We start from the raw sequence: 12,826 nt of genomic DNA, 5'->3' as shown, positions 1-12,826 counted from the left end.
GTCCGCGGACCGGGCCACCCCCTTCGCACGTGCGCCGGGCGCCCGGCTACCAGCGGTACGGCTTGTAGACCTCCATGCAGGCGCCGGTGTCCGAGCCGTTGATCGCGTCGGCGGTGTCCGGGATCGCACCGGCCGCCGGCGGGGTCTGCTGCGGGTAGGCGTTGCCCTCGCGCCAGTCCGCGCCCACGACCAGGGTGATCTTCGAGACGTCGGCCGACTGCTGCACCGCGGTGTTCGGGACGCCCAGGGAGGCCGCCACGCTCTGCGCCTCGTCCGCCAGCTCCGGCGTCGGGTAGCGCACCACGGTCGTCTTCTCCGGGGTCAGCGCACTGTCCGCCCGGGCCCCCGTGAAGCCCTTGGAGACCAGTACCTCCGCGATCGCGTTCGCCCGGTGGGGCGCCAGCGGCTGGCCGGCGGCGGTGCCGTTGACCACGTTCACGGCGATCTTGTCAGGGGTGGTGACCGGGGCCTTCGAAGGCTGCTGGGCCGGCTGCGAACCGGCCGGGGCGGGCTGCGAGGCGGCCGGGGCGGGCTGCGAGGCGTCGGCGGCGGGCTGGGAGGCCGACGGGCTCTGCGGGGTCTGCGGCTCGCCGTTCTTGTCGAACGCGATGTCCTTGCGGAGCATCGTCCACAGCCGGTCGGCGTCCGCCGGGTTCACGATGAGCCGGTTCTCGTCCCGCGGGTCCTGGAAGGTCGGCATCGTCGTCATCGTGATGCGGTTGGTGGGGACGTCCTTGAGCTGCATGGCCAGGTTGTACAGCTTCTTGACCGAGCCGATCTCCTCGGAGACCTCCAGCGCCTTGGTGCCCGCCTCGGCCAGGTCCGTGATCCGGCCGACGTCGGTGAAGGCGTTCTGGCTCTTGAGCTCGCGCATCATCGAGTTCATGTACATGTGCTGGGCCTGCGCCCGGCCCAGGTCGCTGCTGAACGCGTGCCGGGTGCGCAGCCACTGGAGCGCCTGCTCGCCCTTGACCCGGGTCGTGCCCTTCTGGAGCTTGAGGCCGGAGCCCCCGCCGGAGGTGGGCAGCGGCCGGTCCCAGACGTTGTCCTTGACGCAGACGGGGACGCCGCCGACCGCGTCGGCCATCTTCACGACACCGGAGAAGTCGATCATCATCCAGTGGTCGATGTAGACGTTGGTCAGCTTCTCCCAGGTGGCCAGCGTGCAGCCGGGGCCGCCGCGGCCGAGCGACTCGTTGATCATCGCGTTGGTCTTCTTGAACTTTTCGCCGGTCTTGGGATCCGTGCACTCGGGTATGTCGACCCGGGTGTCGCGCGGGATGCTCACGACCGACGCGTTCTCCCGGTCGGCCGACACGTGCAGCAGCATCTGCACGTCCGCGAGCGGGGGGTTGCCCACCGTGTCGCGGCTGCCGCCGAGTTCCACGTTCTCCGGCTTGTTGCGGCTGTCGGAGCCGATCAGCAGGATGTTCAGCGGGCGCTGGCCCTTGGCGTTGGCGTGGGTCTTCTCCACGCCGCTCTCGCCGCTCAGGCGCTGCCCGCTGCGGATGTTGCCGTCGAGATGACGGTAGTAGAGGTACCCGGCCGCCGAGGTTCCCAGGATCAGGAACGCCAGGACGGACGCCACCCAGAACAGCACCCGCCGGCGGCGCCGGCGGACGGGGATGCCACCGCCCGGGGGCCGGGCGCTGCCGCCCGAACCCTCCCGGGGTGGGGGCACCGCGCCGGACGCCTTCTTCTTGCCGCCGTCGGATATGCCGTCGGCGGCCTTGTCGGGCGCCCCCTCCCCCCGCACGCTGCTGTGCATCACGCGTACCCCCCTCAAGAATCTTTACTGGTCGGTATTGTGCCGGTCCTGCCGGCTACCGCCCCATCGGCGGTCTGTGGACGTTGCGCGGGCGGCCCGGTCGCCGCCCGGTCCTGCTCGGCGGCCCCGTGCGCCGGCGTCCGCCCGGGCGGGCGGTCACTTGGCGCAGACCGCCTTGTCCGCCTCGACCCGCTGGACGCCCTCGGGCGCCTGCTGCGGGGCCGCGGCACCGAGCGGTGTGCCGGGCTCCTTGAAGTCGGAGCCCAGGGTCAGCTTCATCGGGGTCCTCGGCGCCGCGTCGACCGCGCCGGGCCTCAGGGCCGAGGCCGGCAGCCCCATCATGTCGGCCAGCGCCCTGGCCTGGTCGGCCTGGTTGGGGGCGTACTCCAGCTGCGTGGCGGTCAGCCGGGCCGAGGCGTTGCCGTGGTTGCCGGCCTTGTAGACGCCCTTGCTGTTCTGCAGCCACGTCAGGGTGGTGGACGCCGACCCCGGAGGTCCGCCGCCGTTGTACACGTCCACCCGGATGTCACCGGCGGGGGCGCGGTTCCCCTGGAGCAGCGCGTCCTGCTTGCCCTTGGCGTCGGCCTCGGCCGCGTCCTTGGCCGCCTGCTCCTTCTTCTCCACCTCCGTGAGGGACACGTCCCCGCGGATCATCTGGAGCAGCGGGTCCGCCTGCGCGGAGTTCACGACGACGGTCGCCTTGCGGTTCACCGGCTCGGCCGGGTTGTCGACCACCGGCAGCGTGGTGAACGTGACGTTCTTGGGGTTGATGTCCTTCAACTCGCCCGCGAGCGCGGTGAGCTTGCCGATGGAGCCCAGCCCCTGGTCCACGGTCAGCGACTTCGTCGCCGCCTCCGCCAGCGAGAAGAACTTCTTCGGACTGGTCAGCGTCTCCTTGGACTTCATCTCGCGCATCATCGAACCCAGGAACTGCTGCTGGGTCTTGATCCGGTCCAGGTCGCTCTCGTTGCCGAAGGAGTGCCGCGTCCGTACGAAGGCCAGCGCCTGCTCGCCCTCCAGCCGGTGCTCGCCCGCCTTCAGGTTCAGTTTCGAATCGCGGTCGTTGACGTCCTTCGCCAGGCAGACGGGCACCCCGCCCACGGCCGTGCTCAGGTTCTTCACCGCGTTGAAGTCGACCATCATGAAGTTGTCGACGTCCAGGCCGGTCAGCTGTTTGACCGTGCGCATCGTGCAGCCGGGGTCGCGGCCCTCCTGGCCCAGGCTGTTGTTGAAGCGGGTGCCGCGGGTGCCGGGGATCTCCTTGACCGAGCCGTCGATCTTCGTCGGGCAGGCCGGGATGTCGGTGATCAGGTCGCGGGGGATCGACAGCGCGGTCGCGTTGCTGCGGTCCTTGGAGACGTGGAAGAGGATCGTGGTGTCGGCGTGGCCGACGCTCTCGGCGTCCCCGTAGCCCTCGTTGCCCTTGCCACTGCGCTTGTCGGTGCCGATGACCAGGACGTTGATCGGCTGGTCCTTCTTGAAGCCGCCGCCCGCGCCGCCGGTGTCGATGACCTTCAGGTTGCCGTTCAGGTGCTCGTAGTAGAGGTACCCGCCCACCCCGCCGCCGACCAGCAGGAACGCCAGGGTGCCGCCGGTGACCGCCAGGAGCCGCTTGCGGCGGTCCGGTGCTCCGCCGCCCTTGCGGGAACGCCCGCCGCCGCGGCGCCCGCCGGGCGGGCCCTCGCCGCGGCGGGGCTTGGGAACGGCGGGGGAGGGGGCGGCCGGCGCCGGGGCGGCCGTGGAAGAGGAGGGTCTGCGCAGTCTGCGGGGGGCCGGGGCCACACGCTGCTGCGCAGCGGAACGGCCCAGTTGCAGTTCGTAGTTGCCAGTGCGGGGATTGAGGACCCACTGGTCGGCGGGGTCGATCTCGTCCGCCCGCCCACGGCTTTGCGCATCCACGGTTGCTCGAATCCTCCGTCGGTGCTTCGCGACGCGCCTCCCCCCAGGCGCGCGGTCAACGATCCGGCTGCTGGTGCACGGCCTCTTCACAGCCGGTGCACCGGATCGCTCACCTTATCCGGCCTGGTCAGCCGCAAACCATGCCGGTGACAAAATCCACTCCCCCTATAACGGGCCAAAGCGCTCATCCGGCTCGGTTGGGCCCCCAGCTTTTGGATTGCTTTACCGGCAGTCTGCCGTGCCCGCCGTGGTTCCGGTGAAGGTGGGGGCCGGTGTGGGCGCCGGAGAGGTTCCGCTTGCCGTCGGCGAAGGCTCGCCCGAACCCCCGCCGACGGCCTCTCCCGAGCCCTCCCCGGATCCGCCGGGCGTCGCCTCCGCAGGCTCCGGATCCTGGCTCGGCGACGCCTCGGGAGCGGTCACCGTCACCGGCCGGTCCGCGCGCAGCCGCTCGAACAGCCGGGCCGCGTCCGGCTCCACCAGCTCGTCCCGGTTCGGATCGGCCGCGTACGGGCGACGGGGCACGGTCAGGAACTTGACCTGGTCGGCCGGTATGTCCCTTACGCCCCGGACGAGTTCGTACAGCCCGCGCAACGAGGCCAGACCCGGGTCGGTGGTCACCGAGGAGGTCGCCGCGTCCAGCAGCGGATACAGCTTCCCCGGATTCAGCAGCACCCCGTTGCTGCTCACCTTCTCCCACAGCGAGCCGAGGAACTTCTGCTGGCGCTCCATCCGTTCGGTGTCGCTGCCGTCCCCCAGGCTGTAGCGGGCCCGGACGAAGCCGAGCGCCTGCTCCCCGCGGAGCACCTGCCGGCCCGCGGGCAGCCGCAGGTGCGCCTCGGCGTCGTCCACCGGCCGCCGCAGGCAGACCTCCACCCCGCCGACCGCGTCGACCATCTTCTTGAACCCGCCGAAGTCCACGACCATGTGGTGGTCGATCCGGATCCCGGTCATCTTCTCCACCGTCCGGATCGTGCAGGCGGCCCCGCCCCACTGGAAGGCCCAGTTGAACTGCGCGAACCGGTCCCCGGTGCGGGAGCCGTCGGCCCCCAGGCACTCCGGCACCTCCGTCATCAGGTCCCGGGGGATCGACACCGCCGTCGCGCTGCGGCGGTCGGCCGGCAGGTGCAGCAGGATCACGGTGTCCGAACGCTGAGTGCCGCCGTCCTGCCCGTAGCCGGCGTTCCCCGTCCCGGAGCGCGAGTCCGAGCCGATCAGCAGGATGTTCTGGGCGCCGGACGCGAAGTGCGCCGGGCGCTCGCGCTCGTAGCGCCGCAGCTCGGCCGCGGCCGAGGTGTCCTCGGTGATGTTCCCGTCGAGCTTCGCGTACAGCCACCAGCCGGCCGCCGCCCCCGCGAGGACCAGCAGCACGGCCCCGAGCCCGATCCAGCGCAGCAGCCGGCGCCGCCGGCGGCCGCGCGGGGGCCTCTCGCCGCCCGCGGCCGCTCCAGCGCCGTCCGGTATGCCCGCGCCGTCCCTCACTCGCGCACCGTCCCCTCGCCGTACCGGCCACGGCTGCGCCGCACCGGCAACGGGCCGTACGGGTGAGCACGGCCTGCAGCGATACTCCCCCCGGCCGGGGCGGGCGGCCCGGGGGCGGGGGTCTGTCTAGACCCATGCGGGTGACAGATGACCGGAACCCGGGGCCCGCCGCCGGCTCGGCGCCGGGGCCGGGCCGGGGCCGCAGCGGGGCGGCGGCAGGGCCGGGAGGGGGCAGGCCGGGGTCGCGGCGGGGCCGGGCCGGGGCCGGTGTACGGGTCGGGCCCGGCGTCCCGGCTCGGCGGCGGGGCGGCGCCGGCGTCGGGCCGGGGCCGGTGCGCGGAGTGCGGTCGGGCCCGGGGCCGCCGTGGCCAGGACCCGGGCCACGGCGGCCCCGACGGCTAGACGGTGTGGGTGACGCGCTCGCTCTCGACCCGCTGCGCCAGCGCCTCCGGCGCCAGCCGGTCCAGATTGCGGCACAGCACCACCGAGCCGCCCGCGGCCAGCGGCGCGTACAACCCGGCCGACAGCCCCTCCCAGCTGTCGAAGCCCAGCCCCGACAGCACCCGGGCACCCCCGCCGAGTCCCCGCTCCGCCGCGTCCTCGCGGGCCCGCTCCACCAGGGCCGTGTACGACAGCTCCGCACCGCCGACCACCAGCCCCGGCCCGTCCGCGTCCACCGGCGCGAACGGCGCGAACCGGTCACCCTGCCCCGGCACCTCCACCGCGTAGTCCGCGAACCCGGCCGGCGCCTGCGGGAACCGACCGCCCAGCGGACGCAGCGCGAGCGCGACCCGCTCACCGGAGCAGGCGCGGGCCTCCTCCAGCGTGTCGGGCCCGCTCACCACCAGGTCGGCGTCGGCGGGATCCCCGCCGATCTCCGCGACCACCCCGACGGAGGCGCACGCGAGCAGCCACACGGCGCTCTGCCAGTGCGCGGGCAGCAGCAGCGCCAGCCGGTCGCCCGGCTCGGCGCCCAGGTCGCCCTGGAGCAGATTGGCGGTCTTGGCCACCCAATTGGCGAAGGTGGCGACGGACAATTCGACGCGCTCGCCCGTGGCGTCGTCGTAGAAGGTGACGAGCGGGCGGCCCGGATCGGCGGCGAGCGCGGATCGCAGCAGGTCGGCAGGGGTGCGGTCAGTGGCGTTCACCCGCCCCAGCGTACGCGGACCCCTCCCCCGTACGGGGGGCGGCGGCTCGCCCGTCCAGGGGAGGCGCGCCCGGCGCGCCGTCGGACGGTGCGTCAGTTCTCCGATGGCAATCCGTGGCGGGTGTGCCCAGCATCGCTTCCATGCGCGGATTCCTTGCTTCCTCGATCGGTGTCGTGACGGCCGCCGCACTGGCCCTGCCGCTCGCGCTCTCCACTCCGGCCCTGGCCGAGGCGGTCCCCGTCGTGCCGGGGTCCACCCAGTCGCTGCCCCTCGTCCCCCTCGGGCCCTCCACCGCCGCCCGGATCCCCGGCGTCCCCGGCATGAGCGCCTCCCCGGACCTGCCCGAGACCCGGGGCCTGGCTCCGCGCGACGTCACGACGTTCTCCCTGGTCGGGGTCGTCTGGGACGACGCGGCGGCGGAACTCTCCGGCCGGGTCCAGGTCCGCACCCGCTCCGTGGCCACCGGCGCCTGGTCCGGCTGGCAGGACGTGGACACCCACAACGGCGCACACGCGGCCGACCCCGACGCGGTGGAACGCGGCACCGGCCGCGTCCGCGGCGCCACCGCCCCGCTGTGGGTCGGCCCGTCCGACGGCGTGGAGATCCGCGTCCAGGCGGAACACGGCTCCGCCCCCACCCGCGCCGCCGCCCGCCCGGGCCGCCTCCCGTCGGGCCTGCGCATCGAACTCGTCGACCCGGGCTCGGCACTGCCGTCCTCCCCGGACGGCAAGAACGGCGCCTCCCCGGCCTCCTCCCCGGCCCTCCCCCCGGACGACGACAAGGGCGACGTCGCCGCCACCCTCCCGGAACTGTCCATGGGCGCGGCGGAGTCCTCCGCCGTCAACGTCCCGCACGCCCCGCTCGGCGCACTGGAGATCAGCGCCCTCAACAAGGCCGACTCCACGGCCGACGCGATCGCCGCCGACGGCGAACTCGCCGCGGCCGCCCGCCCGTACATCGGCCCGCGTCCGCGGATCGTCACCCGGCGCGGCTGGGGCGCGGACGAATCCCTGCGCGAGCCGGGCTTCGTCTACACGAGCACGGTCAAGGCGGCCTTCGTCCACCACACCGCCTCCGGCAACAACTACGCCTGCAAGGACGCCCCGGCGGTGCTGCGCAGCCTGTACCGCTACCACGTGGTCAGCAGCGGCTGGCGGGACTTCGGCTACAACTTCGCCGTGGACAAGTGCGGGACGGTCTACGAGGGCCGGGCGGGCGGAGTCGCCAAGCCGGTGCTCGGCGCGCACACCATGGGGTTCAACGCGGACAGCATGGGCGTGGCCGTGATCGGCACCTACTCCTCGACGGCCCCGCCGAAGGCGGCGGTGGACGCGGTGGCCCGCCTCACGGCCTGGAAGCTCGGCCTCTTCGGGGCGGACCCGAGGGCGAAGACCACGCTGAGGTCGGGCGGCGGGAACCGGTACCAGAAGGGCTCGAACGTCAAGCTGAACGTCATCTCGGGCCACCGCGACGGCTTCGCCACGGAATGCCCGGGCCGCCTCCTCTACAACCAGCTCCCCCCGACCCGCACGGCCTCGGCCAAACTCCAGGGCCGCTAGAGCGCGGGCCCGCCGCCGCCCCTCGATGGGGCGATGGCGGGCCCGCCCCGCTGTCACTCCCCGCCGTTACGCTCGAAGCATGGCCGGACGTTTCGATCCCCTCACCCGTACCGACCTCCGCGCCGGGCGCACCCCCGTGGCCGCCGGGCCCGGGGTGGCCGCCGGGGGCGGGGCGAAGCGGCGTGTCTGGAGGTGTGGGCGGCCCGTCGACCTGGGGCTCGTCCTCGGTCCCCTGCGCCGGGGGCCGGGCGACCCCAGCTTCCGCACCACCCCCGACGGGTCGGTCTGGCGTGCCACGCGGACCCCCGAGGGGCCCGCCGCCCTCCGGGTCTCCGCCACCCCCGACGGGGCGGAGGCCGAGGCGTGGGGGCCTGGCGCCGACTGGGTCCTCGACGGGCTCCCGGCGCTGCTCGGCGCCGACGACGACGCCTCCGGCTTCGTGCCCCGCCACCGCCTCGTGCACGCCAGCCACCGCCGCCGGCCCGGCCTGCGCCTCACCCGGACCGGACTGGTCCTGGAGTCGCTGATCCCGACCGTCCTGGAGCAGAAGGTCACCTCCGACGAGGCCTACCGCGCCTGGCGCCGCCTGGTCCGCCTGCACGGCGAGCCGGCCCCGGGGCCGGGCGGCCTGTACGTGATGCCCTCCGCCCGGGACTGGGCGATGATCCCCTCCTGGGACTGGCACCGGGCGGGGGTCGATGCGAAGCGCTCCGCCACCATCGTGCGGGCCGCCCGGGTGGCCGCCCGGCTGGAGGAGGCGGCCGCCATGGAGCTGCCGCAGGCCGCCGCCCGGCTGGAGGCGGTGCCCGGCATCGGGCCGTGGACCTCCGCCGAGACCCTGCAGCGCAGCAACGGCGCCGCGGACGCCGTCACCACCGGCGACCTGCACCTGCCCGGGATCATCGGCTACGCCCTCACGGGCAACCGGGACGCCGGCGACGCCGAGATGCTGGAGCTCCTCGCCCCGTACGCGGGCCAGCGCCACCGCGCGGCCCGCCTCGTCCTGCTGGCGGGCCGCACGCCGCCGCGGCGCGCCCCCCGCATGTACCGGAGCGACATCGCCCGCCTCTGAGACGGGCGGGCACGGGAGGCCACGGGAGGCCACGGGCCGGGTCCGGCGGCCTACCGGACCTCGATGAACTCCTCCGCCGCCCGGGCCGGCCGCTGCGCGGGGGCCGCGGCCGGGTGGCCCACCGCGACGGCCCCCATCGGGTCCCAGTCCTCCGGCAGCCCGAGCACCTTGCGGACCACGTCCCGGCAGAACATCGTCGACGACACCCAGGCCGAGCCCAGCCGCTCCCCGGCCAGGGCGACCAGGAAGTTCTGCACGCCCGCGCCCGTGGCGACCACGAACATCTCCCGCTCGGCGGCGTCGCGCCGGGCGTGCCCGTAGTCGTGCGCGCCGTCCGTGACCATGCACGGCACCACCAGGTAGGGGGCGTTGCGCAGCACGTCCCCGCGCCGCACCCGCCGGGCGATGGACTCCTCGGACTTGCCGTCGCGCCGCAGGTCGGCGATCCAGGCGTCCCGCATGGCGTCGAGCAGTTCCAGCCGGGCGGGGGCCGACTCCAGCAGGACGAACCGCCACGGCGTGGTGTGGTGCGGGGCGGGGGCCGTCACCGCCGCCGCCACCGCGCGGCGTACCGCGCCGGGGTCGACCGGCTCGTCGGTGAAGGCGCGGACGGTACGGCGCTGCGTGACGGCTTCCCGTACGGCTTCGGAGGTGCCGAGCCGGAACATGTCGTCGGCCGGTGCCCGCACGAGGTCCCGGGCGGTGGACGCGCCGCCCACCAGGTGCCCCAGGCCGCGGACGACCGCCACCGGGAGCCCGTTCGCCTTGCCCTTGACGAGGTCCCCGGCGGCCGCGAGTTCGTCGGCGGTCGCCACGACGGTCGCGCTCAGCGGGTTGCCGTGGGCGTCGGTGCCGCCGCGCAGGTCGTCCAGGACGTGCACCCCGGCCGCGCCGATGGCGACGTCGGTGAGCCCGGAGCGCCAGGGCCGCCCGAAGGTGTCGGTGACCACCACGCCCACGTCGACCGAGAGCAGCGTCCGCAGCCCGGCCCGGAGGGCGGCCGCGGAGGCGTCGGGGTCCTCGGGGAGCAGCAGCACGGTGCCGGGCTCGGTGTTCGAGGCGTCGACGCCGGCCGCGGCCATCACCAGCCCCTGCCGGTTCTCGACGATCCGCAGCGGGCCCCGGCGGGCGACGACGCGGACGGTCTCCGCGTCGATGGCCTCCTCGCGGGAGTCGGCCCGTACGATCCGCCCCTCCGCCTTGGAGACGATCTTCGAGGTGACCAGCAGGACGTCCCCGTCGCGCAGGTCGGGTGCCGCGCCCGCGATCAGCGCGGCGAGGTCGTCGCCGGGCCGCACCTCGGGGATCCCGGGCAGGGCGCGCACCTCGTACGAGGGGCTGCTCACCGGTCCTGCCCGGCGAGGTCCAGTGCGGCGCGCGCCATCGCGGCGGTGGCGGCGGGGTCGGTCATCATCAGCGGTACGGCCCGGCAGGCGATGCCCGCGGCGGTCACGGCGTCGACCGCGTCGGCGTCGGAGGTGTCGACGAGCCAGCCGTCGAGCAGCTCGGACCCGTAGTGCAGGGCGACGGCGGCGGCCGTGGACTCCACGCCGACCGCGGCGAGCACCTTGTCGGCCATGCCGCGCACGGGGGCTCCGCCGACGATGGGGGAGAGGCCGACGACGGGCGCCGGGGCCTGTGCCACCGCTTCGCGGATGCCGGGGACGGCGAGGATGGTGCCGATGGAGACGACCGGGTTGGAGGGCGGGAAGAGGATGACGTCGGCGGCCGCGATGGCCTCCAGTACGCCGGGTGCGGGCTTGGCCTGCTCGGCGCCGACGGGGACGACGGCCTCGGCGTCGAGGGAGGCGCGCAGTTTGACCCAGTACTCCTGGAAGTGGATGACGCGGCGTTCGCCGGTCTCCGGGTCGTTGACGGCGACGTGGGTCTCGACGCGGTCGTCGGACATGGGCAGCAGGCGGACGCCGGGCTGCCAGCGGTCGCAGAGGGCCTCGGTGACGGCGCTGAGCGGGTAGCCGGCGTCGATCATCTGGGTGCGGACGATGTGGGTGGCGAAGTCGCGGTCGCCGAGGCCGAACCAGGAGGGTCCGACCCCGTACGCCGCGAGCTCTTCCTTGACGGTGAAGGACTCGTCGGTGCGGCCCCAGCCCTGGTCCTCGTTGATGCCACCGCCGAGGGTGTACATCACCGTGTCCAGATCGGGGCAGACCTTCAGCCCGAACAGGTGGATGTCGTCACCGGTGTTGCCGATGACCGTGATGTCCGCGTCGGGGACCGCCGACAGCAGTCCGCGGAGGAAACGGGCGCCGCCGATACCGCCGGCCAGAACAACAATGCGCATGCGGACAGTCTGTCAGCCGCAGGCCGTCGAGCGAGGGGCGGTGGTCGGGCCGTCAGGCCGGGACGTGCTCCTGGCGGGCGGGGGAGCAGCCGTGCATCGGCATCTCGGTGAGGCCGGGGAAGTAGACGTGCAGGCTGACCGCTCCTTCGAGGGCGTCGTTGACGACCTCGTGGGCGTAGCCGGGGGCGAAGACGCGCTGGGCGCCGGCGCGGTGGGTGAGGCGTCCTCGCGGGGTGTGCTCGGTGAGCTCCCCGTCGAGGACGGTCAGGACGCCGGAGGAGGCGCCGTGGTCGTGGAGGCCGCTGCCCTGGCCGGGGACCCAGCTGAGCAGCCAGACCTCGTAGCCGGGGCCGGTGCGCAGGCGGTGGTACCAGCGGGTGGTGGCGTCGTACCGGACGAGGTGCTCCCAGCTCGCGCGGTCCTCGGCGATGGAGCGGGCGAGGCCGGCGAACTCGGCGACGGTGGCCGGGTGTTCGCGGGCGGGCTGGAGGAGGTGCTGGACGGCGAGGATGTCGCCGGCGATCTGGAGGTCGCTCTCGACGACGGCGGGGGCGGCGGCGACGGTGGAGGCGGGGGCGCTGTTCATCGTGGGGGGTGTCCTCGACGTGTGTCAGTCGTGCGGGGCGGTTGCTGTGGGGGGAGTGGCCGGTGCGCGGAGGAGACGGGGCTCCTGGGGCATCAACAGCTGCAACAGCAACAGCGCACCTGGGCAGCACACAGGAACCCAAGAATGGGGGTCCGGGTGGTGGCTGCGGGCGCTGACATGGAGACAAGGAGACCGGGCCGAGGGCCGGACTGTCAACCCAATGTCCGTTTTGAGGGGAAACTTTCACCTCATCCGGTTACTGTGCGCGGAGAAAGGTTTGTGCAGTCCGTGCCGGGGGATGTGCCGCACCACGGATCCGGTGGGAGCCGCGCTCAAACCTCTCGACGCCAAGTCGTGACCGGAATGTGATCCGCGCCGCATCTTCGGCCGGATTGCAACCCCTCCACGGAGTGAAGCGTCGGCCCAGGGGAGAGGGTGTCGCTCGCCGGGGCCGGAGGCTTCTGTCACGATTTTTGGCGATATGAACACTTTCTACATACGTTTGGTTCCGCAGAGTGAATAAGGCGCCCAATAGCAGATCTCGGCTTGACTGGGCAGAAGCCACACACTTGTAATTTCACTCGTGTCGTTACCTGGTGACCGGTAACGGCGACACCACGGGGACGCACAGACAGAGCGAGGGGCGCACATGACCGAGCTGTTTCAGGAACTGCTGGTCGAGGAGGCGGACGAGGAGCTCGGATGGCAGGAGCGCGCTCTGTGCGCCCAGACCGACCCCGAGTCCTTCTTTCCCGAGAAGGGCGGCTCCACCCGCGAGGCCAAGAAGGTCTGCCTCGCCTGTGAGGTCCGTTCCGAATGCCTGGAGTACGCCCTCGCCAACGACGAGCGATTCGGCATCTGGGGCGGCCTGTCCGAAAGAGAACGCCGCCGCCTGAAGAAGGCAGCGGTCTGACCCGGCCGCCCGACGGCCCGCACGACCGCCCGCAGACCACCTGGTCAACCGCGCTCCGCGGAGCGCCGCACACCCCAGCAGACACAGCGAACGGTCCGCC

The 12,826-nt window shown here is 73.5% G+C and carries 10 protein-coding genes; 3 read left to right on the top strand and 7 right to left on the bottom strand.

Translation table 11 applies throughout. The annotated features are described in order from the left end of the window. Positions 1–46: 46 nt before the first annotated feature. From AB0469_RS09570 to AB0469_RS09555, 4 genes are all read right to left on the bottom strand, one after another. Positions 47–1,768, bottom strand: coding sequence for an LCP family protein (locus AB0469_RS09570; RefSeq protein ID WP_366450985.1), 1,722 nt, complete (start codon positions 1,766–1,768; stop codon positions 47–49). 156 nt (positions 1,769–1,924) lie between these two features. Next, complete coding sequence (locus AB0469_RS09565; protein ID WP_366450775.1) at positions 1,925–3,667, bottom strand: LCP family protein; 1,743 nt, start codon at positions 3,665–3,667, stop codon at positions 1,925–1,927. Between the two features lie 222 nt (positions 3,668–3,889). Beyond that, positions 3,890–5,146 carry an LCP family protein gene (locus AB0469_RS09560; protein WP_366450774.1) on the bottom strand — a complete coding sequence of 419 codons (1,257 nt, stop codon included), beginning with the start codon at positions 5,144–5,146 and terminating at the stop codon, positions 3,890–3,892. A gap of 398 nt (positions 5,147–5,544) precedes the next feature. Continuing rightward, entirely contained in the window at positions 5,545–6,294 is a 750-nt protein-coding gene (locus AB0469_RS09555; RefSeq protein ID WP_366450773.1) for a TIGR03089 family protein, read from the bottom strand. A 140-nt stretch (positions 6,295–6,434) separates the two neighbouring features. Between AB0469_RS09555 and AB0469_RS09550 the strand changes: the two genes are divergently transcribed. Further along, positions 6,435–7,853 (top strand): peptidoglycan recognition protein, encoded by a 1,419-nt coding sequence (locus AB0469_RS09550; RefSeq protein ID WP_366450772.1) that lies wholly within the window; start codon positions 6,435–6,437, stop codon positions 7,851–7,853. Between the two features lie 79 nt (positions 7,854–7,932). Next, positions 7,933–8,925 (top strand): DNA-3-methyladenine glycosylase 2 family protein, encoded by a 993-nt coding sequence (locus AB0469_RS09545; RefSeq protein WP_366450771.1) that lies wholly within the window; start codon positions 7,933–7,935, stop codon positions 8,923–8,925. Positions 8,926–8,975: 50 nt separating this feature from the next. Here the strand turns inward: AB0469_RS09545 and AB0469_RS09540 are convergent, their stop codons facing one another. From AB0469_RS09540 to AB0469_RS09530, 3 genes are read right to left on the bottom strand one after another with little or no spacing between them, the layout of a single operon-like run. After that, a complete protein-coding gene (locus tag AB0469_RS09540; protein WP_366450770.1) occupies positions 8,976–10,271 on the bottom strand; it encodes a coenzyme F420-0:L-glutamate ligase in 1,296 nt (431 codons plus the stop codon). Then, complete coding sequence (gene cofD / locus AB0469_RS09535) at positions 10,268–11,227, bottom strand: 2-phospho-L-lactate transferase (RefSeq protein ID WP_366450769.1); 960 nt, start codon at positions 11,225–11,227, stop codon at positions 10,268–10,270. The genes AB0469_RS09540 and cofD overlap by 4 nt, the downstream gene beginning before the upstream one ends. 52 nt (positions 11,228–11,279) lie before the next feature. Then, on the bottom strand, positions 11,280–11,813 hold the full coding sequence (locus AB0469_RS09530) for a cysteine dioxygenase family protein (protein ID WP_366450768.1): 534 nt from the start codon (positions 11,811–11,813) through the stop codon (positions 11,280–11,282). 649 nt (positions 11,814–12,462) lie between these two features. Between AB0469_RS09530 and AB0469_RS09525 the strand changes: the two genes are divergently transcribed. Continuing rightward, the gene (locus AB0469_RS09525; protein WP_003983763.1) at positions 12,463–12,726 is read left to right on the top strand and encodes a WhiB family transcriptional regulator; all 264 of its coding nucleotides are present in this window, start codon (positions 12,463–12,465) and stop codon (positions 12,724–12,726) included. Positions 12,727–12,826 lie beyond the last annotated feature (100 nt).

It is taken from the genome of Streptomyces sp. NPDC093801, from assembly GCF_040701585.1.
In the GTDB taxonomy this organism is placed as follows: Bacteria; Actinomycetota; Actinomycetes; order Streptomycetales; family Streptomycetaceae; genus Streptomyces.
This window is presented reverse-complemented; position numbering and strand designations above follow the sequence as displayed.